At 66.7% G+C, this 26231-nt stretch carries 23 protein-coding genes; 14 read left to right on the top strand and 9 right to left on the bottom strand.

Annotation, left to right across the window (positions count from 1 at the left end; all coding sequences use genetic code 11):
* Positions 1-2: 2 nt before the first annotated feature.
* Together A7D27_RS02825 and A7D27_RS02820 are read right to left on the bottom strand one after the other, a co-directional pair.
* Positions 3-1187 (bottom strand): amino acid ABC transporter permease, encoded by a 1185-nt coding sequence (locus tag A7D27_RS02825; protein ID WP_069559369.1) that lies wholly within the window; start codon positions 1185-1187, stop codon positions 3-5.
* Between the two features lie 63 nt (positions 1188-1250).
* The gene (locus tag A7D27_RS02820; protein WP_069559370.1) at positions 1251-2279 is read right to left on the bottom strand and encodes an amino acid ABC transporter substrate-binding protein; all 1029 of its coding nucleotides are present in this window, start codon (positions 2277-2279) and stop codon (positions 1251-1253) included.
* Positions 2280-2743: 464 nt separating this feature from the next.
* On the opposite strand from A7D27_RS02820, the gene A7D27_RS02815 reads away from it, so the two are divergent.
* The 8 genes from A7D27_RS02815 to A7D27_RS02780 all read left to right on the top strand — a co-directional run bounded on the left by A7D27_RS02815 (position 2744) and on the right by A7D27_RS02780 (position 12315).
* Positions 2744-3403: an alpha/beta hydrolase gene (locus A7D27_RS02815; protein WP_069559371.1), complete on the top strand. Its 660-nt coding sequence runs from the start codon at positions 2744-2746 to the stop codon at positions 3401-3403.
* A 26-nt stretch (positions 3404-3429) separates the two neighbouring features.
* The gene (locus A7D27_RS02810) at positions 3430-5337 is read left to right on the top strand and encodes an acyl-CoA synthetase (RefSeq protein ID WP_069564016.1); all 1908 of its coding nucleotides are present in this window, start codon (positions 3430-3432) and stop codon (positions 5335-5337) included.
* Positions 5338-5569: 232 nt separating this feature from the next.
* A complete protein-coding gene (locus A7D27_RS02805; protein ID WP_069559373.1) occupies positions 5570-6508 on the top strand; it encodes a GGDEF domain-containing protein in 939 nt (312 codons plus the stop codon).
* A gap of 68 nt (positions 6509-6576) precedes the next feature.
* Complete coding sequence (locus A7D27_RS02800; protein WP_069559374.1) at positions 6577-7740, top strand: dipeptidase; 1164 nt, start codon at positions 6577-6579, stop codon at positions 7738-7740.
* Between the two features lie 95 nt (positions 7741-7835).
* Positions 7836-9347 carry an ATP-dependent RNA helicase RhlB gene (gene rhlB / locus A7D27_RS02795; RefSeq protein WP_069559426.1) on the top strand — a complete coding sequence of 504 codons (1512 nt, stop codon included), beginning with the start codon at positions 7836-7838 and terminating at the stop codon, positions 9345-9347.
* Between the two features lie 172 nt (positions 9348-9519).
* Complete coding sequence (locus tag A7D27_RS02790) at positions 9520-10476, top strand: ornithine cyclodeaminase family protein (protein ID WP_069564015.1); 957 nt, start codon at positions 9520-9522, stop codon at positions 10474-10476.
* Complete coding sequence (locus A7D27_RS02785; protein ID WP_069564014.1) at positions 10473-11597, top strand: FAD-binding oxidoreductase; 1125 nt, start codon at positions 10473-10475, stop codon at positions 11595-11597. The genes A7D27_RS02790 and A7D27_RS02785 overlap by 4 nt, the downstream gene beginning before the upstream one ends.
* Positions 11598-11673: 76 nt before the next feature.
* A complete protein-coding gene (locus A7D27_RS02780; RefSeq protein ID WP_069564013.1) occupies positions 11674-12315 on the top strand; it encodes a transcriptional regulator in 642 nt (213 codons plus the stop codon).
* A gap of 102 nt (positions 12316-12417) precedes the next feature.
* Here the strand turns inward: A7D27_RS02780 and A7D27_RS02775 are convergent, their stop codons facing one another.
* Positions 12418-13194: an ABC transporter substrate-binding protein gene (locus tag A7D27_RS02775; RefSeq protein ID WP_069559377.1), complete on the bottom strand. Its 777-nt coding sequence runs from the start codon at positions 13192-13194 to the stop codon at positions 12418-12420.
* 299 nt (positions 13195-13493) lie between these two features.
* On the opposite strand from A7D27_RS02775, the gene A7D27_RS28250 reads away from it, so the two are divergent.
* Positions 13494-13658 (top strand): hypothetical protein, encoded by a 165-nt coding sequence (locus A7D27_RS28250; RefSeq protein ID WP_165664358.1) that lies wholly within the window; start codon positions 13494-13496, stop codon positions 13656-13658.
* 3 nt (positions 13659-13661) lie between these two features.
* Here A7D27_RS28250 and moaE read toward each other — a convergent pair whose 3' ends face one another.
* The 6 genes from moaE to A7D27_RS02740 all read right to left on the bottom strand — a co-directional run bounded on the left by moaE (position 13662) and on the right by A7D27_RS02740 (position 19046).
* Entirely contained in the window at positions 13662-14123 is a 462-nt protein-coding gene (moaE, locus tag A7D27_RS02765; RefSeq protein ID WP_069559378.1) for a molybdopterin synthase catalytic subunit MoaE, read from the bottom strand.
* Position 14124: 1 nt separating this feature from the next.
* Positions 14125-14373 (bottom strand): MoaD/ThiS family protein, encoded by a 249-nt coding sequence (locus A7D27_RS02760; protein WP_044411734.1) that lies wholly within the window; start codon positions 14371-14373, stop codon positions 14125-14127.
* A 2-nt stretch (positions 14374-14375) separates the two neighbouring features.
* Positions 14376-14846, bottom strand: a complete 471-nt coding sequence (gene moaC / locus A7D27_RS02755) for a cyclic pyranopterin monophosphate synthase MoaC (RefSeq protein ID WP_044411737.1) — start codon at positions 14844-14846, stop codon at positions 14376-14378.
* 119 nt (positions 14847-14965) lie between these two features.
* A complete protein-coding gene (locus A7D27_RS02750) occupies positions 14966-16357 on the bottom strand; it encodes a PhoH family protein (protein ID WP_069559380.1) in 1392 nt (463 codons plus the stop codon).
* 308 nt (positions 16358-16665) lie between these two features.
* Positions 16666-17793, bottom strand: a complete 1128-nt coding sequence (locus tag A7D27_RS02745) for a polysaccharide deacetylase family protein (RefSeq protein WP_069559381.1) — start codon at positions 17791-17793, stop codon at positions 16666-16668.
* Between the two features lie 68 nt (positions 17794-17861).
* Positions 17862-19046 carry a tetratricopeptide repeat protein gene (locus tag A7D27_RS02740; protein WP_069564011.1) on the bottom strand — a complete coding sequence of 395 codons (1185 nt, stop codon included), beginning with the start codon at positions 19044-19046 and terminating at the stop codon, positions 17862-17864.
* A gap of 180 nt (positions 19047-19226) precedes the next feature.
* Between A7D27_RS02740 and yaaA the strand changes: the two genes are divergently transcribed.
* The 5 genes from yaaA to algK all read left to right on the top strand — a co-directional run bounded on the left by yaaA (position 19227) and on the right by algK (position 26225).
* Entirely contained in the window at positions 19227-20006 is a 780-nt protein-coding gene (gene yaaA / locus A7D27_RS02735; RefSeq protein WP_069564010.1) for a peroxide stress protein YaaA, read from the top strand.
* A 739-nt stretch (positions 20007-20745) separates the two neighbouring features.
* On the top strand, positions 20746-22056 hold the full coding sequence (algD, locus tag A7D27_RS02730) for a GDP-mannose 6-dehydrogenase (RefSeq protein ID WP_069559384.1): 1311 nt from the start codon (positions 20746-20748) through the stop codon (positions 22054-22056).
* Positions 22057-22166: 110 nt separating this feature from the next.
* Positions 22167-23648, top strand: a complete 1482-nt coding sequence (alg8, locus tag A7D27_RS02725; RefSeq protein WP_069564009.1) for a mannuronan synthase — start codon at positions 22167-22169, stop codon at positions 23646-23648.
* A 25-nt stretch (positions 23649-23673) separates the two neighbouring features.
* The gene (locus tag A7D27_RS02720; RefSeq protein ID WP_069564008.1) at positions 23674-24840 is read left to right on the top strand and encodes an alginate biosynthesis protein Alg44; all 1167 of its coding nucleotides are present in this window, start codon (positions 23674-23676) and stop codon (positions 24838-24840) included.
* An 11-nt stretch (positions 24841-24851) separates the two neighbouring features.
* Positions 24852-26225: an alginate biosynthesis TPR repeat lipoprotein AlgK gene (algK, locus tag A7D27_RS02715; RefSeq protein ID WP_069564007.1), complete on the top strand. Its 1374-nt coding sequence runs from the start codon at positions 24852-24854 to the stop codon at positions 26223-26225.
* Positions 26226-26231: the final 6 nt, after the last annotated feature.

Here is a 26231-nt window from a genome sequence, read left to right as displayed (position 1 = left end):
CCTCACCGCTCGATCAGCGCGATGCGCTTGTTGTACGCGTTCATCAGCAGCGAAATGCTGATGCTGATGGCCAGGTAGACGCTCATGGTGATGCCCATCACCTCGATGGCCTGGCCGGTCTGGTTGAGCGTGGTGCCGGCGAACAGCGAGACCATGTCGGGGTAGCCGATGCCAGCCGCCAGGGACGAGTTCTTCGCCAGGTTCAGGTACTGGCTGGTGAGCGGCGGGATGATCACCCGCAGGGCCTGGGGCACGATGACCAGGCGCAGGGTCAGGCCGGGGCGCAGGCCCAGGGAGTGGGCGGCTTCGGTCTGGCCGTGGCTGACGGCCTGGATGCCGGCGCGCACGGTCTCGCCGATGAAGGCGGCGGTGTAGATGGACAGCGCCATCATCAGCGCCACCAGTTCGGGGATCACCACCCAGCCGCCACGGAAGTTGAAGCCTGCCAGGTGCGGCACCTCCCAGTGGAAGGGGCTGCCGATCAGCAGGGCACTGAGGCCGGGTACCAGCACCAGCAGGGCGATGCCGCTGAGCAGCACGGGGAAGCGCTGGCCGGTCTCGTCCTGGCGCTTGCGGGCCCAGCGCCACAGGGCATAGGTGGCCACCAGGCACAGCAGCACGGCAATGGCGAAAGGCCAGAAGCCGTCGGCCATGCTGGGCGAGGGCATGTACACGCCCCGGTTGTTGATGAAGAAGGTGTCGGCCAGGCTGAGGCTCTGCTTCGGCCCGGGCATGGGCAGCATCACCGCGAAGTACCAGAAGAAGATCTGCAGCAGCGGCGGGATGTTGCGGAAGGTCTCGATGTACACGGTGGCCAGCTTGCGCACCAGCCAGTTGGGCGACAGCCGGGCCACGCCCAGGATGAAGCCGAGGATGGTGGCGAGGATGATGCCGATCACCGTCACCAGCAGGGTGTTGAGCAGGCCGATGAAGAAGACGCGCCCGTAGGTGTCGCTTTCCTGGTAGTCGATCAGGTGCTGGGAGATGCCGAAGCCGGCGCTCTGGTCGAGAAAGCCGAAGCCGGAAAGGATTCCGCGCTTCTCGAGGTTGACCTGGGTGTTATGGAAGAGGAACCAGCCGAAGCCCACGACGGCGACCACGGCGATGATCTGGAAGAGCCACGCGCGCACCTTGGGATCGGTCAGTACCGACCCTCGGGCACGCGGGGCTTGGGAAGTGTTGTGCATGACAGCCCTCGACGATTGGAACGGAACGCTGCCGCCCGCCTCCGCAGGCGGCAGCGTGGTCGGTCAGCGCACCGGCGGTGCGTACTGCAGACCGCCCTTGTTCCACAGAGCGTTGAGGCCGCGTTCGATCTTCAGGTCGCTGCCGGCGCCGACGTTGCGATCGAAGATTTCGCCGTAGTTGCCGACCTGCTTGACGATCTGCACGGCCCAGTCCTTCGGCAGCTTGAGGTCCTTGCCGAAATCACCCTCGGCGCCCAGCAGGCGGGCGATATCGGGGTTCTTGGTGGACTTGGCGGTTTCCACGACGTTCTTCGAGTCGATGCCCAGTTCCTCGGCGTTCAGTTGAGCGAACAGGGTCCAGCGCACGATGTCGAACCACTCTTCGTCACCCTGGCGCACGGCCGGGCCGAGGGGCTCCTTGGAGATGACTTCCGGCAGTACCACGTACTCGTTCGGCGCGGCCAGCTTGATGCGCTGCGCATAGAGCTGGGACTGGTCGGAGGTCAGCACGTCGCAACGGCCGGATTCGAGGGACTTGGCGCTCTCGTCGGAGGTGTCGTAGGTGATGGGGGTGTACTTCAGGTTGTTGGCGCGGAAGTAGTCGGACAGGTTCAGCTCGGTGGTGGTGCCGGCCTGGATGCACACGGTGGCGCCGTCCAGTTCCTTGGCGCTGGAAACGCCCAGCTTCTTGTTCACCAGGAAGCCCTGGCCGTCGTAGTAGGTCACGCCGGTGAAGTTGAGGCCCATCGCCGCATCGCGGGAGCTGGTCCAGGTGGTGTTGCGGGAGAGGATGTCCACTTCGCCGGATTGCAGCGCGGTGAAGCGCTCCTTGGCGGTCAGGGGGCTGTACTTGACCTTGCTGGCGTCGCCGAAGACTGCAGCGGCAACGGCACGGCAGACGTCCACGTCGATGCCCTTGTACTCGCCCTTGGAATCGGCGTAGGAGAAGCCCGGGAGGCCGTCACTGATGCCGCACTGCACGTAGCCTTTCTTCTTCACTGCGTCCAGGGTGGCGCCGGCCTGCACGAAACCACTGGCGCCGAGCACAGTAGCTGCGGTCAGCACAGCCAGGGTGGATTTCACCATCTTCATCAAAACCTCCAGTTGCTTTTATTTGTGTTGGAGTCTCGGTCCTACCGCCGTACCCTCGTGAGGCAGGTTCAACCGCCTGGGCGGCCAACCGGGGAATCGGACCCAAGGAAAGCCGGGATGCACCGCTCCACTCGTCCCGTGCCTTCCCCGCCCATTGGTCGAATGGGCTGGAGACGGATTTTCGTCCACAGGCTTCGCGGAACCCCGCAGCCAGCGGACGCTTGCAAGGGCACGGCGAGCCGTTCCCCAACCCGTTGGGCCGCCGCCCGGAGTGTTACCTCACGGCCGGTGCCAGCAGTCTGCTACGGCCTTAGCAAGGCCCGTACCAGCATTCTTCCCGAAAGACTCTTCCGATAGGTCAATAGGAAAAGTTTTGACGGTGCGACATGTTCTTCACAGATAGACCACAACCTCGCAATGCGCCAGCACCACACTGGTGCACACGCCCCAAATCGGAGCCCCACATGCGTGAATCCCTGATCCTGGAACCTACACACTCCGTCGATTCGTGCGTCATCTGGTTGCACGGCCTGGGGGCGGACCGTTACGACTTCCAGCCGGTGGCCGAGGCCCTGCAGCAGCAACACACCGGCACCCGCTTCATCCTGCCCCAGGCGCCGACCCGCGCCGTGACCATCAACGGCGGCTGGGCCATGCCGTCCTGGTACGACATCCTCGCCATGACCCCGGCGCGGGCCATCGACCAGGACCAGTTGGAAGCCTCGGCGCAGATGGTGATCGACCTGATCGAAGGCCAGCGCGATGCGGGCGTCGACCCCGCGCGGATCATCCTCGCCGGCTTCTCCCAGGGCGGCGCGGTGGTGCTGCACACCGCCTTCCTGCGCTGGAACGGTCCGCTGGGCGGAGTGATGGCGCTGTCCACCTATGCGCCCACCTTCCCTGATGCGCTGGAGCTGGCGGATACAAAACTCCAACTGCCGGCCCTCTGCCTGCATGGCACCTTCGACGACGTGGTGCCGCCGGCCATGGGCCGTGCCGCCCACGACAAGCTCGCCGCCGCCGGCGTGCCGGTGACCTGGCACGACTACCCCATGGGCCACGAAGTGCTGCCCGAGGAAGTGCGCGACATCGGCGCCTGGCTGGCCGAGCGCCTCGTCCGCTGACCCGAACAACCTACAAGAATCCGGCCATGACCCAGACGCCCATCACGCCCATCGTCACCCTGCGCGACATCGAAGCGATCGAGCGCACCCCGCTCGAAGAGCGCGGCATGCCCGCCAGCACCTACGAGCTGATCCGCCAGAGCGCCGAGCGCAGCCCCGACGCCACCGCGATGAGCTTCCTGCTCCAGGGGAGCGCCGAGGAAGCGCCCTGGCAGCTCACCTATGCCGAGCTGCTGGCCCAGGTCACCCGTACCGCCAACGCCTTCCACCGCCTGGGCGTGCGCCCGGGCAAGGCGGTGTCGTTCCTGCTGCCGAACCTGCCCCACACCCACTTCACCCTGTGGGGCGGCGAGGCGGCGGGCATCGTCAATGCCATCAACCCGCTGCTGGAGCCCGAGCACATCGCCGAACTGGTCCGCGCCGCCGACTCCGAAGTGCTGGTGACCCTGGCGCCCTTCCCCGGCACCGACTTGTGGGACAAGGTGGCCGGCCTGCGCGAGCACCTCGGCTCGCTCAAGGCCATCGTCACCGTGGACCTGGCCAACTACCTGCCGGAACCCCAGCGCAGTGCCCTCAAGGCCCAGCGCGGCCCGCTGCCGGAGGGCGTGCTGGACTTCGACACGCTGATCGCCGACTGCCCGGCCGACCACCTGGAAAGCGGCCGGGTGATCGCCCCGGACGACATCGCCTCGTACTTCCACACCGGCGGCACCACCGGTACGCCGAAGCTGGCGCCGCACAGCCACCGCAACGAGGTGGCGATGGCGATGATCCTCGCTTATACCATCCACCTCGGCCCGCAGGACGTGACGCTCTGCGGCCTGCCGCTGTTCCACGTCAACGGCGTGATGGTCACCGGCCTGGCGCCCTTCTTCGTCGGCGCCCAGGTGCTGCTGGCTACGCCCCAGGGCTACCGCAACACCACGCTGATCCAGAACTTCTGGAAGGTCATCGAGCGCTACCGGGTGAGCTTCTTCAGCGGCGTGCCCACCATCTACGCCGGCCTGCTGCAGGTGCCCAGCGAGGGGCATGACCTGTCCAGCCTGCGCTACGCCCTGTGTGGCGCCGCGCCGATGCCGGTGGAGCTGATCCGCCAGTTCGAGGCCAAGACCGGCCTCACGCTCATCGAAGGCTACGGCCTCACCGAAGGCACCTGCGGCAGCTGCGGCAACCCCAATGCCGGTGAGCGCCGCCCCGGCTCCATCGGCCTGCGCATGCCCTACTGCGAGGTGAGCATCAAGGTGCTGGACGAGGACGGCCACGACCTGCGCGATGCCGCTGCCAACGAGATCGGCAACGTCTGCCTGCGCGGCGTGACGGTGTTCAAGGGCTACCTGCAGGCCGGCAAGAACGCCGGCATCTGGGTCGACGGCGACTGGTTCAACACCGGCGACCTGGGTCGCATGGATGCCGACGGCTATATATGGCTGACCGGCCGCAGCAAGGACCTGATCATCCGCGGCGGCCACAACATCGACCCGCAGATGATCGAGGAAGCCCTCCACGGCCACCCCGCCGTGGCCATGGCCGCGGCCGTCGGCAAGCCCGACGAGAAGGCCGGCGAGCTGCCGGTGGCCTACGTGCAGCTCAAGCCCGGGCAGCAGGCCAGCGAGGACGAACTGCTGGCCCACGCCGCCGCCCATGTGCCGGAGCGCGCCGCGATACCCAAGGATGTGTGGATCATCGACGCGCTGCCGGTCACGGCGGTGGGCAAGACCTTCAAGCCGGCCCTGCGCCACGACGCCATCCGGCGCGTGCTCGAAGAACGCCTGGCTGAAATCGCCCCCGGTATACGGGTCGAGGTGCGCAGCGATGACCGCCACGGCCAACTGGCGCACATTCATGTACCGGGCCTGGACGATGCCCGACGCGCCGCTCTGGAACAGGGCCTGGCCGGCTTTTCCGTGCGCTACGCGCTGTACCTCGCGGACTGAAATCCAGCGCCCCCGGACCACCCGGACGGGGGCTTCCCCATCCCGCAACCGGCCGATGGAATGGCCGGTTTGTGACGCCTTTCGGATTTTCGCCGGCCACCGGTCGGCCCGACTTCCGGCGTGCGTTGAAAGCGCTTCGGCCCAGCAATAATGTCGGGTCATGCAATTCCCGCGATGACACGGACCGTTCTGCAATGTCTCCTTCCGTTGGCCTCCGTGATGGAGGTGATCCATGAAGAACGCCCATTGGCAGGCCGATGTGCAGCAGTTGAAGGACCAGCGGCTGTTCCAGAACGTCGCCGTCCACAGCCTCCGTCAGGTCCTGCGCGAATTCACCGCCTACGACCTGGAACAGGGCGAAGTGCTGCTCTCCCCCTTCGACCGCAACCAGTACCTCTACCTGGTGGTGCGCGGCGCCCTGCAGGTCTACCTCGGTTCGCTGGACAACCAGCCCATGTCCACCCTGGGCGTCGGTGACTGCGCCGGGGAAATCAGCTTCATCGACCACGAGCACCCGTCTGCCTATGTGGTGGCCGCCGAGCCCAGCACCGTGCTGCGCCTGCACCGGGAGGCGCTGCTGAAGCTGTTCCAGCAATCCCCGCAGATGATGCAGAACCTGCTGGAGCTGCTCTGCGAGCGGGTGCGCGGTGGCAACCGGGTCATCCTCGACACCGAGCAGAACGCCAACGTCGACACCCTCACCGGCCTCTACAACCGGCGCTGGCTGGAACACGTTTACGCCCGCGAGAGCACCCGCTGCGCCTTCAATGGCCAGCCGCTGTGCCTGCTGATGCTGGATGTGGACCACTTCAAGGCCTACAACGACCGCCACGGCCACCTGGCCGGCGACTATGCGCTGTGCCTGGTGGCCCATACCCTGCGCAACCAGCTGCGGCCGAAGGACAGCATGTCGCGCTTCGGCGGCGAGGAGTTCGTCATCCTCCTGCCGGACATCGCCCTGGACGAGGCCCGCCGCATCGGCGAGCGCCTGCGCGCCAGCCTGGAGCAGATCGCTTCCTTTTATTCACCGGTCGGCGTCCTGCCCGGCGTCACCGTCTCCATCGGGCTCACCGAAATGGCCCCGCGCGACGACCTCAAGTCGTTGATCGCCCGGGCCGACCAGGCCCTCTATGACGCCAAGATGCGGGGACGAAACTGCCTTAGCGGCTGAGCCCCGCTGCATCGGCCACGACGGCTTGCTAGAGTGCGCCTCCACAACAACAGAAGCGGGATGCTCCCATGCGCAAAGTCCTCATCGCGCTGGCCGTCTTGGCCGTGCTCGGTCTGGCCGTGTTCTTCACCCTGCCCAACCTGCTGGACCGGCGGATGAACACCGTGGCCCAGCCCGGCCCCTACCAGGCCGGCGCCGGTGCCACCGACCTGCACAAGACCCTGTTCGTCGCCGACCTGCACGACGACGCCCTGCTCTGGCAGCGCGACCTGCTGGAGCGCCACGACTACGGCCACAGCGACCTGCCGCGCCTGCTGGAAGGCCACGTCGGCCTGCAGGTGTTCTCCACCGTCACCAAGACGCCGCGCGGCATCAACTACGAGAAGAACGACAGCGACAGCGACAACATCACGCTGCTGGCCATGGCCCAGCGCTGGCCGGCACGCACCTGGCACAGCCTGCTGGAGCGCGCGCTGTACCAGGGCGAGAAACTGGAGGACGCCGCCCGCCGCAGCGACGGCAAGCTGGTGCTGGTGCGCACCCGGGGCGATCTGGAAGGCTTCCTCGCCGCCTGGCAGAAGGACCCGCAGCGGGTCGCCGCGATCCTCGCCACCGAAGGCCTGCACCCGCTGGAAGGCAAGCTGGAGAACGTCGACCGGCTGTATGACGCGGGCTTTCGCATCACCGGGCTGACCCACTTCTTCGACAACGAGGTCGGCGGCTCCGCCCACGGCATGGAAAAGGGCGGCCTGACCCGCTTCGGCCGCCGGGTCATCGCCCGCCTCGAAGAGAAGCACATGGTGGTGGACCTGGCCCACGCCTCCCGCGCCCTGATCGATGACGTGCTGAAGATCGCCGAGCGTCCGGTGCTGGTCTCCCACACCGGTGTCGAGGGCACCTGCAAGGGACCGCGCAACCTCAGCGACGAGCACATCAAACGGATCGCCGCCACCGGCGGGGTGATCGGCATCGGCTACTGGGACGCCGCCGTCTGCGACACCTCGGTGGACGCCATCGTCAAGGCCATCCGCTACACCGCCGACCGGGCGGGCGTCCGGCACGTCGCCCTGGGCTCGGACTTCAACGGCACCGTGCACACCCCGTTCGACACCAGCGGCCTGGCCCTGCTGACCGAAGGCCTGCAGAAGGCCGGCTTCAGCCAGGACGAGATCGCCGCCATCATGGGCGGCAACGTGCGCCGCCTGCTGCTGGCAAGCCTGCCCACCGAGTGAGGCTGCAGGCCCCGGAAAGTCCGGGGCCTTCGCCGCGATGGCTTCTTGCTTTACACTGGCGCCCGTTCACTCCTTAACCAATCGACGAGATGACCGTGCTCAAAGCACTCAAAAAGATATTCGGCAAGGGCGAAGCGCCCTTTGCCGGGAGCGCACCCAGCGCACCGGCCACCCCCACCCGCGAAGGTGAAAACAGCCCCGTACCGGCGCAACAGGCGCCACGCGCCGAGAAGCCGGCCCGCGACAACGCCCCCCGTGGCGAGCGCAAGCCGCGCGCCGAGAAGACCGCCGACGCCCCCCGCGCCGACAAGCCCAAGACCGACAAGCCCCGCGGCGAGAAGCCACGCAGCGAGAAGCCGCGCCGTGAGCGCGCGCCCAAGCCGGTGGACACCTGGAAGCTGGAAGACTTCGTGGTCGAGCCGATGGAAGGCAAGACCCGCTTCCACGACTTCAAGCTCGCCCCGAGCCTGATGCACGCCATCCACGACCTCGGCTTCCCCTACTGCACCCCGATCCAGGCCGGCGTACTGGGCTTCACCCTCAAGGGCCAGGACGCCATCGGCCGCGCCCAGACCGGCACCGGCAAGACCGCCGCCTTCCTGATCTCGATCATCACCCAGCTGCTGCAGACCCCGCCGCCGAAAGAGCGCTACATGGGCGAGCCCCGTGCGCTGATCATCGCGCCGACCCGCGAGCTGGTGGTGCAGATCGCCAAGGACGCCCAGGCCCTGACCAAGTACACCGGCCTGAACGTGATGAGCTTCGTCGGCGGCATGGACTTCGACAAGCAGCTCAAGCAGTTGGAGTCGCGCTTCTGCGACATCCTCGTGGCCACCCCCGGCCGCCTGCTGGACTTCAACCAGCGCGGCGACGTGCACCTGGACATGGTCGAGGTGATGGTGCTGGACGAAGCCGACCGCATGCTCGACATGGGCTTCATCCCCCAGGTCCGCCAGATCATCCGCCAGACCCCGCCCAAGGGCGAGCGCCAGACCCTGCTGTTCTCCGCCACCTTCACCGAAGACGTGATGAACCTCGCCAAGCAGTGGACCGTCGACCCCGCCATCGTCGAGATCGAGCCGGAGAACGTCGCCAGCGACACCGTCGAGCAGCACGTCTATGCCGTCGCCGGCAGCGACAAGTACAAGCTGCTCTACAACCTGGTCGCCCAGAACAACTGGGAGCGGGTGATGGTCTTCGCCAACCGCAAGGACGAGGTGCGCCGCATCGAGGAGCGCCTGACCAAGGACGGCATCAGCGCCGCCCAGATGTCCGGCGACGTGCCCCAGCACAAGCGCATCAAGACCCTGGAAGGCTTCCGCGAAGGCAAGATCCGCGTCCTCGTCGCCACCGACGTCGCCGGCCGCGGCATCCACGTCGACGCCATCAGCCACGTGATCAACTTCACCCTGCCGGAAGACCCGGACGACTACGTGCACCGCATTGGCCGTACCGGTCGCGCCGGCACCAGCGGCACCTCCATCAGCTTCGCCGGTGAGGACGACGCCTTCGCCCTGCCGCCGATCGAAGAGCTGTTGGGCCGCAAGATCAACTGCGAAACCCCGCCCGCCGAGCTGCTCAAGCCGGTGCCGCGCAACAAGCACTGATCCGCCGCCACGCGACGGAAAAAGGCGAAGCCCCCGGGCTTCGCCTTTTTCATTTCAGCCCCTGCAGCCCGATGTAAAAACCTCACCATTTCCTCGCCCTCCATCGTCCGACCCTTGCCGATCGATACAATAAATTCCACTATAGACAAATTGTTTAAAGCGGAGTCCCACCATGTCCAGCGCCCTGCCCCGGGTCATCCCCGCCCACGAAGCCGAACGCCTGCTGCCCCTGATCGACGTCCAGGCCGCCCTGCGCGGCATGTTCCTCGACCTCGCCGCCGGTGACGCGGTGCAGCCGCCCCAGCAACTGGTGCCGTTCCCCGGAGGCGGTGACTTCATCAACTACCTCGGCGTACTGGCCCGCGAGCAGGTCTACGGGGTCAAGACCTCGCCCTACCTGCCCAAGCCACAGGGTGCGGTGGTCACCGCCTGGACCCTGCTGATGTCCATGCAGGACGGCCAACCGCTGCTGCTCTGTGACGCCGCCACCCTCACCACCGAGCGCACCGCCGCCACCACGGCGCTGGCGGTGGATGCCCTGGCCCCGGCCGATGCCACCGAGCTGGCCGTGATCGGCAGCGGTGCCGTGGCCCGCGCGCACATCCGCCATTGCCTGGCCCTGCGGCCCTGGCAGCGCATCCGCGTGCACTCCCCCCGCCTGCAGGCCGAGGGGGAGCGTGCCGACGCCCTGCGCACGCTGGACCCGCGCGTGACCCTCTGCACCCGGCAGGACGACGCCGTGGCCGATGCCGGGGTGATCCTGCTCTGCACCTCGTCCGCCGGGCCGGTGCTGGACCCGCGCAGCCTCGGCCATGCGCCGCTGGTCACCTCCATCAGCACCAACGCCCCGCACGCCCACGAGGTGCCGCCGGGCGCCCTGGCCTCGATGGACGTGTACTGCGACTACCGCGCCACCACCCCCGCCAGCGCCGGGGAGATGCAATTGGCGGCCGAACACCACGGCTGGTCCGTCGATGCCCTGCGTGGCGACCTGCCCGAGCTGCTGACCGGTCGCGCGCCCCGCCCGGACTACCAGCGTCCGGTATTCTTCCGCTCCATCGGCCTGGGCCTGGAAGACGTCGCCCTGGCCCACGCCCTGTACCGGCTCAGCAGCGAGGAAACGGCATGACCCAGGCGGACTTCATCATCATCGGCGGCGGCATCGCCGGCGCCTCCACCGGCTACTGGCTGTCGCGCCACGGCCGGGTCGTGCTGCTGGAGCGCGAAGAGCACGCCGGCTACCACGCCACCGGGCGCTCCGCCGCGCTCTACACCGTGGCCTACGGCACGCCCCAGGTGCGCGCCCTCACGGCGGCCAGCCGGGCCTTCTTCGATGCACCGCCGGAAGGCTTCTGCGAACACCCGATCCTCACCCCACGGGGCGAGATGGTGGTGGACTTCACCGGAGACCGTGACGAACTCCAGCGCCAGTTCGACAGCGCCCGGGAACAGGTGCCCGACGTGCGCCTGCTGGACGCCGACGAAGCCTGCCGCCTGGTACCGGTGCTGCGGCGGGAGAAGGTCCACGGCGCCATGCTCGACCCCAGCGCCGCCGACATCGACACCGACGGCCTGCACCAGGGCTACCTGCGCGGTATCCGCCGCAACGGCGGCGAAGTGCTGACCGGGGCCGAAGTCGCCGCCCTCGAACGCCATGGCGACACCTGGCAGGTGGACAGCCGTGCCGGCCGCTTCAGCGCCCCCGTGGTGGTGAACGCCGCCGGCGCCTGGTGCGACCGCGTCGCCGAGCTGGCCGGGGCCCGCCCCCTGGGCCTGCAGCCCAAGCGCCGGGCGGCGTTCATCTTCGCCCCGCCGGAAGGCATGGACTGCCACGCCTGGCCGGCGCTGGTGAGCCTCGACGAATCCTTCTACTTCAAGCCCGATGCCGGGATGCTGCTGGGCTCCCCGGCCAACGCCGACCCGGTGGAGCCCCAGGACGTGCAGCCCGAAGAGCTGGACATCGCCCTGGGCATCTACCAGATCGAGGAGCACACCCTGCTGAACATCCGCCGCCCCGCCCGCACCTGGGCCGGCCTGCGCTCGTTCTTCGCCGACGGCGACCTGGTCTCTGGCTACGACCCCCGCCTGCCCGGCTTCTACTGGGTGGCCGGCCAGGGTGGCTACGGCATCCAGACCTCCGCCGCCATGGGCGAGGCCAGCGCCGCGCTGATCCGCCGCCAGCCGTTGCCCGAGCACCTCGCCCGCTTCGGTCTCAGCGAGGCGATGCTGGCCCCCGCCCGCCTGGGATGACGGCCCCGGCGCATTGCGCCACACTCCCCCGCGCCGGCCACCGGGCCGGCGCCGTTTCCCGTCCCTGGAGCCCCGCATGACGCCAAGCCCTGCCCCCGATCTGGACAACTACCGGGCCATCGCCGACGCCATCGCCACGCTGTTCTTCCCCCACGCCGAAGTGGTCGTGCACGACCTGCGCACGCAGACGATCGACTACATCGCGCACAACCTGTCCAAGCGTTCGGTGGGCGACGATTCGGCCCTGGAGGACATGCTCGAAGAAGGGGTCGAGGAGCGGAACATCGGCCCCTACGAGAAGCTCAACTGGGACGGTCAGAAGATCCGCTCGGTGAGCACCGTGCTGCGCGATGCCGAAGGCAAGCCGGTGGCGGTGCTGTGCATCAACCTGAACATCTCCCTGTTCGAGTCGGCCAAGGCGGCGCTGGACCTGTTCCTTGCCCCCGGCAAGCTGATCCCCCAGCCGGACGCGCTGTTCCGCGACGACTGGCAGGAGCGCATCAACACCTTCCTCCACAGCTGGATGCGCCAGCGCCAGCTCGGCCTCAACCTGCTGACCCGCGAGCACAAGCGCGAGCTGGTCCTGGCCCTGCATGCCGAGGGCGCCTTCAAGGGCAAGAGCGCCGCCAACTACGTGGCCAACGTCCTCAACATGGGCCGCGCCACGGTCTACAAGCACCTGCGCGAACTCAAGGAAGAACCCGAAACCGATAGGTAGGGGCCATTCGTTGCGCCAGCCCCGTAGCCCGGGCTTCAGACCGGGACGTGCACGCGAAACCCGGACTGAAGTCCGGGCTACGTCTGCTGCATCCCCTTCCTATCAATCCCCGTAGATATCGAAATCGAAGTACTTCGCCTGGATCGTCTGGTAGGTGCCGTTGGCGCGCAGGGCCTTGATGGCGGCGTCCAGCTTGTCGCGCAGTGCGGTGTCGCCCTTGCGCACGGCGATGCCGGCGCCTTCGCCGAAGTAGCGAGGGTCGTTCAGCACCGGGCCGACGAGGGCGTAGCCCTTGCCGTTCTCGGTCTTGAGGAACCCCTCGTTGAGCGGGAACACGTCGGCCAGCACCGCGTCCAGGCGTCCGGAGAGCAGGTCCAGGTAGATCTCGTTCTGGGTGCTGTAGCGCACCACCTTCACGCCCTTGGGCTCCAGCACCTCGGTGGCGAAGCGGTCGGTGGTGGTGGAGCGCTGGGTGCCGACGGTCTTGCCCGCCAGGCTGGCGAAGCCGTCGTCGACGCTGCTACCGGCCTTCATCGCCAGCCGTGCGGGGCTGTAGTAGTACTTGCCGGTGAAGTCGACCGACTTGCGGCGTTCCTCGGTGATGGTCATGGACGAGAGGATGGCGTCCACCTTCTTCACCTTCAGCGAGGGGATCAGCCCGTCGAACTCCTGCTCCACCCACTGGCATTGCACCTTCATCTCCGCGCACAGGGCGTTGCCGATGTCGTAGTCGAAGCCGGCGATCTGCCCGTCGGGCGTTTTGTAAGCAAAGGGCGGGTAGGCCGCCTCGATGCCGATGCGCAACGGCTTGTCGGCCGCGAACACGGTGGAGGCCAAGAGGCCGAGGGCAAGGCTGCCAAGGAGGACGAGTTTCTTCATGGTGCGACTCCCGCTGTGCATGTGTGGGCCCGGCCGTTCAGGGGCGAGCCGTTTCGTGGTGGGCGTTGAAGGAGGGCAGTGACCGGCACCTGCGGCTGGCGCAGGTACCCGGCGTGGAGAAGGAAAAGGGGATCGCGCGGCACGGCGACACCTTGTTATTGGAATTTCAGTCCACTCTGGACTTTTATGTACATATCGTCAATCGGCCGCTCAATGGCCGGCACGGCTGACCCAGGTCATGCCATGACCCGACGGGGCGTCTAGGCTGCCTACAGGCAACCCAACGGGAGAGGCAGGCCATGGACCACGTACACCTGATGATCGCGCTGCTGGTGGCGGGCTTCCTGTTGCTGGGCATCGGCTTCAGCAACCGGGAGAAGGAATGGGGGGTGTGGCTGACGGGGCTGGGCACGGCGTCCATGTTCATGCCCATCGTCTTCAAGATGTACATCGAGCTGGGCTGAGCCTCAGCTCTCGGGGGTATCCCAGCGCTTCGCAGCGGCCTGGTCGCTGCAGCGGCCTTCGACCCAGCGGGGGCCGTCGGGGGTGTCTTCCTTCTTCCAGAACGGCGCGCGGGTCTTGAGGAAGTCCATGACGAAGTTGCACGCATCGAACGCGGCCTGGCGGTGGGCGCTGGCGGTGCCGACGAAGACGATGGGCTCGCCCGGCTCCAGCCGGCCGATGCGGTGGAGGATGTCGATGTTGAGCAGCGGCCAGCGGGCCGAGGCCTCGTCCGCGATCTTCTGCAGCGCCTTCTCGGTCATGCCCGGGTAGTGCTCGAGGAACATCCCGGCCACGTCCTGGCCGTCGTTGAAGTCCCGCACGTAGCCGACGAACCCCACCACCGCACCGACGCCGACGTTGGCGGCGTGCAGGGCATTGAGTTCAACGCCCGGGTCGAAGGCAGCGCTCTGCACGCGAATGGCCATGTCAGCCTCCGGTCACGGTGGGGAAGAAGGCCACTTCGTCGCCTTCGGCCAGCGCCTCGTCGAGGCTGCACAGCTCCTGGTTGCGGGCACACATGAGGTTCTGCTCGTCGAGCACCGCCCACACGCCGCCGCGCGCCGCGAGGTGCTGGCGCAGGTCGTCGAGGCGGGCGAAGGCCGGGTCCCAGGCCAGTTGCTCGCCGTCCAGGCCGAGGGCCTCGCGGTAACGGGCGAAGTACTGCACACGGATCATGGTCACGCCTCCGCCTGGTAGTGGCCGCTCTTGCCGCCGAGCTTTTCCAGCAGCCGCACGGACTCGATGGTCATGCCCCGATCCACGGCCTTGCACATGTCGTAGAGGGTCAGCGCAGCGACGCTGGCGGCGGTGAGGGCCTCCATCTCCACGCCGGTCTGCCCGGCCAGCTTGCAGCGGGCGACGATGTGCACCACGTCGTCGCCTTCGGCAGCCAGCTCCACCTTGACGCTGGTGAGCATCAGCGGATGGCACAGGGGGATGAGGTCGGACGTCTTCTTCGCCGCCTGGATGCCGGCGATGCGCGCCACGGCGAACACGTCGCCCTTGGGATGGCCGCCGGCCTGGATCATCGCCAGGGTTTCCGGGCGCATGCGCACCCGCGCTTCGGCCGTCGCCTCACGGGCGGTCACCGCTTTTTCGGTGACGTCGACCATGTTGGCGCGGCCTTGGGAATCGAGATGGGTCAGCACTGCAAGTCTCCTCGGGCGACCCGGTGGGAGCGGGCCGCAGGAGGCGAATTGTATACAGAAGAGCCGGCGGCGGTCGCGCTTTCGCCGCCGGGCGGGTGAGCGCCCGGCGGCGACGGCGGCTACATGTGGGCTTCGGCGTATTCGGCGAGCACCGAACGCGGGACGCCCTGGAGGGTGATGTGAACGCCGTGGGGGAAATCCTTGAAGCGTTCGGTCAGGTAGGTCAGGCCCGAGCTGGGCGCCGACAGGTAGGGGGTGTCGATCTGCGCGAGGTTGCCCAGGCAGATCACCTTCGAGCCGGTGCCGGCGCGGGTGATGATGGTCTTCATCTGGTGCGGGGTGAGGTTCTGGCACTCGTCGATGATGATCAGACTCTGCTGGAAGCTGCGCCCGCGGATGTAGTTCAGCGATTTGAACTGCAGCGGCACCTTGCTGAGGATGTAGTCCACGCTGCCATGGGTGCTCTCGTCATCCATGTGCAGGGCTTCGAGGTTGTCGGTGATGGCGCCCAGCCAGGGCTCCATCTTCTCGGCCTCGGTGCCGGGCAGGAAGCCGATCTCCTGGTCCAGCCCCTGCACGCTGCGGGTGGCGATGATGCGCCGGTAGCGCTTGGTCACCATGGTCTGCTCGATGGCTGCGGCCAGCGCCAGGATGGTCTTGCCCGAGCCGGCGGCGCCGGAGAGGTTGACCAGGTGGATGTCCGGGTCCAGCAGCGCGTACAGCGCCAGCGCCTGGTACACATCACGCGGGCGCAGGCCCCAGGCTTCCTGGTGCAGCAACGGCTCCTGGTGCAGGTCGAGGATGGTCAGCTCGGTGCCCTGGATGCCCTTGATCCAGCCGACGAAGCCCTGCTCGTCAACGATGAACTCGTTGACGTGCACCGCCGGCAGGTTGTCGGTGAGCTGCACCCGGTGCCAGGTGCGGCCATGGTCCTGGCGGGTCTCCACCTTGCTGACGCGCTCCCAGAAGGACCCGGGCATGTCGTGGTAGCCACGGGACAGCAGGGAGACGTCGTCCACCAACTGGTCGGTGTGGTAGTCCTCGGCATCGATGCCACAGGCACGCGCCTTCAGGCGCATGTTGATGTCCTTGGTGACCAGCACCACGGACAGGCCGGGCCGGCGGGTCTTCAGCTCCACCAACTGATTGATGATGCGGTTGTCGTTGAGGTTGTCCGGCAGCCAGGTGATGGGGGCTGCGCTCTTGCTCATGAGGATCGAGAGAAAGCCGCAGGGGCCGCTCTTCTCGCGCTGGATCGGTACGCCGTGCTCCACCTGCTCGGGGGTCGCGCCACCGAGGATCTTGTCGATGAGGCGAATGGCCTGCCGGCATTCGGCGGCCACGCCCTGCTTGCCACTCTTGAGCTTGTCCAGTTCCTCCAGCACCGTCATGGGGATGGCAACGTGGTGTTCTTCGAAGTTGAGGAGGGCGTTGGGATCGTGGATCAGAACGTTGGTATCGAGGGCATAGAGGGTTGGAGCGGTGGGGCGGGCGCGTCCGTGGTCATCCATACTCGGTCACCTTCTTGTCGGTCCGGGCGACGGAATGCCGGTACGGCGCTCCGCCGAGGAAGGACTGCCGCCCTGCCTGTCCGGGTCATGCCGGGAGCCAGGGACGCCATGAGAAGGATGAGGGCCTGGGGCCGCCACCCTGCTCAGGATTCGGCGGTCTGATTCGTTAATAACCCAAGAGAGATGACAGAAAAAAGAACTTTTTGGTCGGCAAAACCCTTTTTTTATCCTTCGACGAATAACCCTTGGCGCCGGGCAGGAGCGTCGCTAAAGTCCGAAGTCCCCCCTGCCCGTGCTGCCCCGCCCCTTCAGCGGTAGGTGTTGCAAGGCATCCAGTCCACACCCGCCAGGGCCGTCCGGTCCTTCAGCCAGGGCAGCGCCGCCAGCGCCTTCGGGTGGATGTCATGGAACAGCACCACGCCCCGGCGCCACAGCAGCATCAGGTTCAGTACCCGCTGCGCCGCCTCGTCGCCGCTGATGCGGGCGTTCCAGTCCTGCGAATCGATGTTCCACAACGCCACCGTCAGCCCCTGGGCGGCGAAGAACGCTCCGCTGTCGGCACGACGCTGGCCATAGGGCGGGCGGAACAGCGGCACGGCGTTGTCCGGCAGCGTGCGGGCCACCAGGTCGCGCACCCGCACCACCGAGTCCTGCCACTGCGCCCAACTGCTGTGGGACTTGTGCTCCCAGCCGTGCAGCCCGACGCACTGGCCGGCGTAGAGCTGGCGCATCGCCTCCGGCGAGGTCTTGCCCAGGCGGGTCTGGAACCCCTGTCCCAGCACGTAGAAGGTCGCACTCATGTGCTGCTCACGCAGCCAGGTGGTGAGGCGATCGCTGAGGCCGTCACGGGGCGTCGGGCCATCGTCGAAGGTGAGCAGGAACTGCCGGTCCTTCAGCTCGTCGCCATTGCGCTCCCGCTCGGAGAACAGACCGATCTCGCTGCTGATGCGCGGGAACAGCGCCGCCAGGCGCATCTGCTCGTCCAGGTAGCGCAGGTGGAAGCCTCGGCTGGCCTCGGACCAGGCGAAAAATGGCGAATCCGGCGCCACCTCGAAGCGCCGGGCGCGCTCGCGCAAGGCCGCCTCGTCGGCTGCCGGCTCACAGAACGGCCGCGTGGCGTTGCAGCCCTGGCTGGCCAGCCGGTAGTTCTCCGCCAGGCGCGCCCAGAAGCGCTTGCGCACCGTGGCGATGCCGTCCAGGTCCACCGCCTTCAGGCCCAGACGTTGCTGCCAGGCGGCGGCGTCCAGCCCCTCGCTCTGCAGCAGGGTCTGGGCGAAGACCAGGATCTCGCCCCGGGAGGCGTCATCGAAGGCCGCTGGCGAATCCAGCGCAGCGGGCCAGGTGGAGCGGTCGATCAGGGCGATGCGGCTGGGGCCGGCGGCCTGGGCGAAGGTGGCACCGAGCAGTGCGGCACCGAAAGCGAGGGTACGGAACATGGCGTTCTCCGTTCACGGCAGCGGAAACGAACGCGCCCCCGAAGGGGCGCGCTGTCAGCAGGGAGGGATCAGTGGCGGTCCTGAACCCGTTGGATCGCCTTGTCGTACACCGGGTTCGCCTTCTGCTCCTTGGCCAGGTGGTAGTGGCGCAGGGCATCGTCGTACTGCTCGGCCGCCTCGTAGATGCGGGCGATGTTGTAGTAGGAGCTGGCGCGCACGGTGGCCGCGTTGGCGCCAGTGGCCAGGGCGATGGCCTTGCGGTTGGCCCAGATGGCCTCGGCGGTGCGGTTGGCCTTCTGGTAGGCCAGGCCGAGGTTGCTGTAGGCCTGGCCGTAGTTGGCATCCAGCTCGATGGCCTGGCGGTAGAGGTCGATGGCCAGGTCCAGCTTGCCTTCGTGGTAGGCCGCCTCGCCCTTGCGGTTCAGCGCCTTGGCATCACCCTGGGCAGCCTGGGAAGCCGCCTGCGCGGCCACGCTGCGGCCCTCGTTGAGCAGCGGCTCGATGTCGCCCAGCACGTAAGCCGCGTCCTTCGCCTGGCTGCCCTCCAGGGTGTTGATGTCCTGGAAGTCGCCGGACGCGGTGATGCGGAACACCTTCCACAGGTTGCCGCGCTGCTCCTTGGGCACGTAGTAGGTGCGCACCAGGGACTGGCCGACGTAGACGAACACCTTCGCCTGGCTGCCCGCCAGTGCCTTGGAGGACGGGTTGTCCCTGTTGGTGAAGTCATGCACCGCGTAGACGTAGGTCTCGCCGTAGCGCTTCTTGTGCAGGGTGATGGTCTCCGGGCCGTAGCTGTCGGTGTCGTCCACGTCCAGGTCGGCGTCGGTGCCTTCCTTCTCGGCGAAGTAGATGTGGTTGCCCGGGTAGGCGATGTGGGAGTCCAGGTCCTCCGGCTTCTCGCCCCAGCTCAGCACGATGCGCAAGCCGTCCAGGTCCTTCATCACCGGGCTGATGGCATAGGTCATGCCGGTGCACGGGCACTTGGCGACGAGGTTGGAGTAGCCGTCCTTCTTCACGATCACCAGGCTTTCCGGGTCATCGGCAAAGCTGCTGTCCAGGGTCACGCGGCCCTGGGCGTCGGTACGGCCGGTCACGGTCTGGGCACCGTTCTTCTGCAACAGCACCTCGGCGCCGGCGATCTTCTCGTCCTTCACCACGGCGCTCAGCACCTCGATGGATACCGGCGCGGCCTGAGCCACCACGGCACCGGAAGCGAACAGCAGGGAAAGTGCGATACGCGAGAGGGTCTTCACAACGACCTCCTTGTCAGTCGGGGAATGGGCGGCCAGGGCCGCGGGGGAGCGCACTATAGCGCAGCCTCCCGGCCCGGTGTGTGACGCGGGGCATGGCCCCTGTCCACTCAATCGGGGCGATAGGTGGAGCCTGCCCGGGCAAGTCCCTACAATCGCGCCATTGCCGAAGGAGACAAGCCGATGCTGATGGTGATTTCGCCCGCCAAGACCCTGGACTACGAAACCCCACCGGTCACCGACCGCTACACCCAACCCCGCCACCTGGACCACGCCCAGGAGCTGATCCAGCAACTGCGCACCCTGGCCCCGGCCGACATCGCCCAACTGATGCACCTGTCCGACAAGCTCGCCAGCCTCAACGCCGCGCGCTACGGAAGCTGGCACCCCGACTTCACCCCGGAGAACGCCAAGCAGGCCCTGCTCGCCTTCAAGGGTGACGTCTACACCGGCCTCGACGCCGAAAGCTTCGAGGACAGCGACTTCGACTTCGCCCAGCGCCACCTGCGCATGCTCTCCGGCCTCTACGGCCTGCTGCGCCCGCTGGACCTGATGCAGCCCTATCGCCTGGAAATGGGCACCAAGCTGGCCAACGCCCGGGGCAAGGACCTCTACGCCTTCTGGGGCGAACGCATCAGCACCTGGCTCAACGAAGCCCTGGCCGAACAGGGCGACAACGTCCTGCTCAACCTGGCCTCCAACGAATACTTCAGCGCCGTGAAGCGCAAGGTGCTGGACGCCCGCATCATCGACACCGAATTCAAGGACCTGAAGAACGGCCAGTACAAGATCATCAGCTTCTACGCCAAGAAGGCCCGTGGCCTGATGGCCCGCTACGTGATCAAGGAGCGCCTCACCGACCCGCAGGGCCTGAAGGACTTCGACTACCAGGGCTACCGCTTCGCCGCCGAAGCCTCCAGCGAGAACAAGCTGGTGTTCCTGCGCGACACCCCGCAGGACTGACCCGCCCCCTCGCCCCTCCTCCCCCGGAGGGGCCACTTGCCTCCCCCCGCTTACACCCCCGACCCGATGAAAGGTCTTATAACCATTCCGCCCAATGCACTTAAAACTTCATCGCTCACCGGCGAAGTTTGATATCACCGTGCAATAACAAATGCTCACCCTCATCGGGTAAATCCCAACTCCACTGCCGCCCTCTACACCGGCCATTACAGCGCAAACCCGCGCCACGCCCGGCATTTGAAAGTTTGAACTTCCCCATAAACTTTAAACAAACAAAGTTTGCCATCACCGTGATGCCAAACTTACCGCTTATCGAAAAAGTGAAACACCGCAAAATATTGACGAATGACCGGAACTATCCAACTGGCCCCACACTCATAAACCGCGATACATAATTCTTCATATTTCCGTTTCTTACTGATTATGAAAACTGCCCCCGCTATCGGAACACTCCGAGGGGGTAGTCATGCGTAACGGAAAGTTCCACTTGAACAAGGAGTGCAACGCCATTCTCGACGAGTGACATAAAAACCAGGGGCCAGAGCCGTTGAGGTGATCAGTCCAGGACTCTCTGGAACCAGCGTCATTACAGGCTCCGCTTCAGGTACCCGCAGTTTCGGTGCCCGGTATCCGTCATGCCTGCACGCAGTGGAAAGTTGCTGTTTGGTGACAACTGCAGAAACGGCCGTGGCCAATAAGCCACTTATTAACACGTACTTAATGGAATGAGGTGATAGCGATGCGTATCAGCATCTTTGGTTTGGGCTACGTCGGTGCAGTGTGTGCCGGTTGCCTGTCCGCTCGTGGTCATGAAGTTGTCGGCGTGGATGTTTCCAGCACCAAGATCGACCTGATCAACAAAGGCAAATCCCCCATCGTCGAACCGGGCCTGGAAGAGCTGCTGCAACAGGGCCTGAAGACCAACCGCCTGCGCGGCACCACCGATGTCGCCGCCGCCGTGCGCGATACCGACATGTCCTTCATCTGCGTCGGCACCCCGAGCAAGAAGAACGGCGATCTGGGCCTGGAATACATCGAAGGCGTCTGCCGCGAGATCGGCTTCGCCCTGCGCGACAAGGCCGAGCGCCACACCGTCGTGGTCCGCAGCACCGTCCTGCCGGGCACCGTGAAGAACGTGGTGATCCCGATCATCGAAGACTGCTCCGGCAAGCAGGCCGGCGTCGACTTCGGCGTCGCGGTGAACCCCGAGTTCCTGCGCGAAAGCACCGCCATCAAGGACTACGACTTCCCGCCCATGACCGTCATCGGCGAACTGGACACCGCCTCCGGCGACCTGCTGGAAACCCTCTACCGCGAACTGGACGCCCCGATCATCCGCAAGGACATCGAGGTCGCCGAGATGATCAAGTACACCTGCAACGTCTGGCACGCCGCCAAGGTCACCTTCGCCAACGAGATCGGCAACATCGCCAAGGCCGTCGGGGTCGATGGCCGCGAAGTGATGGACGTGGTCTGTCAGGACCACAAGCTCAACCTCTCCAAGTACTACATGCGCCCCGGCTTCGCCTTCGGCGGCTCCTGCCTGCCCAAGGACGTGCGCGCCCTCAGCTACCGCGCCAGCTCCCTGGACGTCGACGCCCCGCTGATCGGCTCGTTGATGCGCAGCAACTCGGCCCAGGTGCAGAAGGCCTTCGACATCATCGCCGCCCAGGACAAGCGCAAGGTTGCCCTGCTCGGCCTGTCGTTCAAGGCCGGCACCGACGACCTGCGCGAGAGCCCCCTGGTGGAGCTGGCCGAGATGCTCATCGGCAAGGGCTTCGACCTGCGCATCTACGACCGCAACGTCGAATACGCCCGCGTCCACGGCGCCAACAAGGACTACATCGAATCGAAGATCCCCCACGTCTCGTCCCTGCTCGACAGTGACTTCGACGGCGTCGTCGACAACGCCGAGGTGATCGTCCTGGGCAACCGCGACGAGCTCTTCGCCCCCCTTGCCCAGCGCGCCCCCGAAGGCAAGCACGTGATCGACCTGGTGGGCTTCATGCCCAAGGCCAGCCACGGCAACGCCGAAGGCATCTGCTGGTAACCGCGACCGCTTCAGCGCAACGCGATGACGCACCTTGGGCGAGCGAAACAATGACAAGCAGCGCCCACGCCCGAGGTCCGTCCAGCGTTCACGAAGGAATGGATGAATCAATGGACAAGCTCAAGCGAAGCCTCACCGAGGCAGCCGGCTGGCTGTTCTTCCTGACGGGCCTGATGCTGCTCGCGCTGGCGCTGCCCCGCTCGGTGTTCGACCCCGAGTCCAAGCACTTCCTGCTGCTCATCGGCGTGGTCGGCATCTGGCGCTATTCCATGGGCGCCCTGCACTTCCTGCGCGGCACCCTGTTCCTCTACGTCGTCTATCCCTGGCAGCGCCGCCAGGTGCGCAAGCTCGGCGCAGCGGCCGACCCCTCCCACGTCTACCTGCTGGTCACCAGCTTCCGCATCGACGCCCTGACCACCGCCATGGTCTACCGCTCGGTGATCCAGGAAGCCATCGACTGCGGCTACCCCACCACCGTGGTCTGCTCCATCGTCGAACTCTCCGACGAGCTGCTGATCAAGAACCAGTGGAACCGCCTGGCCCCGCCGGAGCGCGTCAAGCTGGACTTCGTGCGCATCCCCGGCACCGGCAAGCGCGACGGCCTGGCCTACGGCTTCCGCGCCATCTCCCGGCAACTGCCCGACGACGACGCCGTGGTCGCCGTGGTGGACGGCGACACCGTGCTCACCCAGGGCGTGGTGAAGAAGACCGTGCCCTGGTTCAAGTACTTCCCCAACGTCGGCGGCCTCACCACCAACGAGTTCTGCGAGGTGCGCGGCAGCTACCTGATGAGCGAATGGCACAAGCTGCGCTTCGCCCAGCGCCACCTCAACATGTGCTCCATGGCGCTCTCCAAGCGCGTGCTGACCATGACCGGGCGCATGTCGGTATTCCGCGCCAGGGTGGTCACCGACCCCGGTTTCATCGCCGACGTGGAGAGCGACCACCTCGACCACTGGCGCCTGGGCCGCTTCCAGTTCCTCACCGGTGACGACAAGTCCAGTTGGTACAGCCTGATGCGCCTGGGCTACGACACCTTCTACGTGCCGGACGCCGCCATCAACACCGTCGAGCACCCGCCGGAGAAGAGCTTCATCAAGGCCAGCCGCAAGCTGATGTTCCGCTGGTACGGCAACAACCTGCGGCAGAACACCCGCGCCCTGGCCCTCGGCCCACGTCGCCTCGGCTGGTTCACCACCCTGGTGCTCAGCGACCAGCGCGTGTCCATGTGGACCTGCCTGCTGGGCCTGGCCGTCGCGGTGATCGCCAGCCTCAAATACAGCATCGCCTACCTGCTCGTGTACCTGCTGTGGATCGGCCTCACCCGCCTCATCCTCACCCTGCTGCTCAGCGTCACCGGGCACCCCATAGGACCGGCCTACCCGCTGATCCTCTATTACAACCAGATCGTCGGCGCGCTGGTGAAGATCTACGTCTTCTTCCGCCTGGACCAGCAGTCCTGGACGCGCCAGAACACCAAGCTCAACCGGGACCTGGCCAGCTTCACCCGCTGGTTCAACACCTGGTCTTCCCGTGCCATGACCTTCACCGCCAGCAGCGTCTTCGTTGCCACGCTGATGGCGTTCGTGTGACCGAACCCGATAGGAAATCCAGACCATGAATACAGCCGTCAACGTCAATGTGGTGCACGAATCCGAAGCCCAGCGCCAGCACGCCCGGGTCAAGCTCCCCGCCAAGGTGCGCTACCTGGTGGGCAAGGAGCGTGTCGAGCACCGCCTGCTCGACCTCTCCGCCGGCGGGTTCGCCTTCCAGGTGGAACCGGGGCAGAAGGTCCAGGTGGGCGACTACCACCAGGGCCGCATGCAGTTCCAGGTGGACAACCTCAGCCTCGGCCTGGACATCGAATTCCAGGTGCGCTTCCTCGACCCCCAGCAGGAGCGCGCCGGCTGCCAGTTCCACAACCTCAAGCCGCGTGACATCGCCACCCTGCGCTACCTGATCAGCGCCCACCTCTCGGGCGAAGTGGTCAGCGCCGGCGACATCCTCAACACCCTGCAGCGCGAGAACTTCACCAAGCCGCGCAAGAACGGCAGCGGCGGTGGCATGGACCTGCTCGGCCGTCTGCGCGCCGTCACCTTCAGTGCCGGCCTGTTCCTCGTCGGCCTGGCCGCCTTCGGCTTCATCTTCAAATCCCTGTATGGCCTGTACTTCGTCACCCACGCCGAATCCGGCATGGTCGCCGTGCCCGCCATGCAGATCACCATGCCCCGCGAAGGCACCGTGCAGAGCCTGATCGGCGGCGAAGGCACCGTGGTGCAGAAGGGCGCCCCGATCGCCTCCTTCTCCTCCACCATGCTGGAGATGCTCAGGGGCCACCTGACCGACGACCAGCTTGCCCCCGCCAACGTCGAGGAACTGTTCGGCAAGCAGATGAAGGGCACCCTCACCAGCCCCTGCAACTGCAAGGTCGCCCGCCAACTGGTCGCCGACGGCCAGTTCGCCGGCAAGGGCGACGTGATCTTCGAACTGGTCCCCCAGGACTTCGAAGCCACCGTCAGCGCCCGCTTCCCCTACCGCAACTTCGCCCAGGCCAAGCCCGGCGCCAGCGTCACCTTCCAGGTGGCCGGCGAAGACACCCCGCGCCACGGCAAGATCATCAGCTCCAGCCTGATCGACAGCGGCCTGTCCTCCGACATCCGCGTCGTCATCCAGCCCGACCAGGTACTGGACAGCAAGCTCGCCGGACAGCCCGTCGAAGTCAGCATCGACCGCGGCCCCTCCTTCGACTGGATGATCCACCGCGCCCTGGCGGCCGGCTTCTGAGGAGGACACCCGTGGCGACCCTTCCCTCCCGCACCCTGCTGCTCGGCGTCGCCGTCGCGCTGGCCGGCTGCGCCGGCCTGCCCGACCAGCGGCTGGCCAGCGAAGCGCTCAAGCGCGGCGACACCGCCACCGCCGAGCGCAACTTCCGCCAGCTCGCCGAGCTCGGCTACGTCAACGCCCAGGTCGGCCTCGCCGACCTGCAGGTGGGCAGTGGCGACCCGGAGCAGATGCGCCAGGCCGAGCAGACCTACCGCCAGGCCATGGACCAGTCGCCGCGCGCCAAGGCCCGCCTCGGCAAGCTGCTGGCGCGCAAGCCCGACAGCACCCCGGCCGAACGCCAGGAAGCCGCCCGGCTGCTGGAAGACGCCTACAAGGCCGGCGAGCCCAACAGCCTGCTGCCCCTGGTGATGCTCTACCTCACCTTCCCCCAGGACTTCCCCGGCGTGAACGTGCAACAGCGCATCGCACAGTGGCGCGCCGAGGGTCAGCCCCAGGCCGAACTGGCGCAGATCCTCTACTACCGGACCCAGGGCACCTACGACCAGCACCTGGCCGAGATCGAGGACATCTGCACCCGCAACCTGCAGCAGGCCGACGCCTGCTACGTCGAACTGGCCACCGTCTACAGCAAGCAGGGCAAGGGCGACGCGCGCCAGGCCCTGGTGGAGCAGGTCATGGCCCGCTACGCCGCCGGCACCCTGCCCGCCCAGCGTGTCGACTCGGTGGCCCAGGTGCTGGCCGACGCCGAGCTGGGCAAGCCTGACGAAGGCCAGTCCCAGGACATGCTCGAACGCATCGCCCCGGCCTACCCGCCGGCCTGGGTCAGCCTCGCCAAGCTGCTCTACGAATACCCGGGCCTGGGCGACATCGACACGATGATGAACTACCTCGACCACGGCCGCGAAGCCGCCCAGCCGCGCGCCGAACTGCTGCTCGGCCGCCTCTACTACGAAGGCAAGCTGGTCCCCCTGGACCCGGTGAAAGCCGAACGCCACCTGCTCAAGGCCTCCGCCACCGAGCCCACCGCCAACTACCTGCTGGGGCAGATCTACATCCGTGGCTACCTGGGCGACATCGACCCGGACAAGGCCCTGGACCACCTGCTGAGCGCCGCCCGCAACGGCCAGATCAACGCCGACTACGCCCTCGGCCAACTGTTCGCCCAGGGCAAGGGCATCCGCCCCGACCTGGTCAACGCCTACGTCTTCAGCCAACTGGCCCTGCCCAAGAACACCCCGCAGGCCATCGAGCTGGCGCAGGGCGTGGAACAGCAACTGAGCCCCACCGACCGCGCCCGCGCCGAACAGCGCCTGCGCGAGGAGCGCCAGTTCCGCGGCGTCGCCCTGCAGGACACCACGCAGATGCAGGCCATGCAGACCCCTTGAAGGAAC

This window comes from Pseudomonas sp. 1D4 (assembly GCF_001728925.1).
Classification (GTDB): domain Bacteria; phylum Pseudomonadota; class Gammaproteobacteria; order Pseudomonadales; family Pseudomonadaceae; genus Metapseudomonas; species Metapseudomonas otitidis.
Note: the sequence above shows the minus strand (reverse complement) of the source record. Positions and strands in the feature narration are given on the sequence as shown.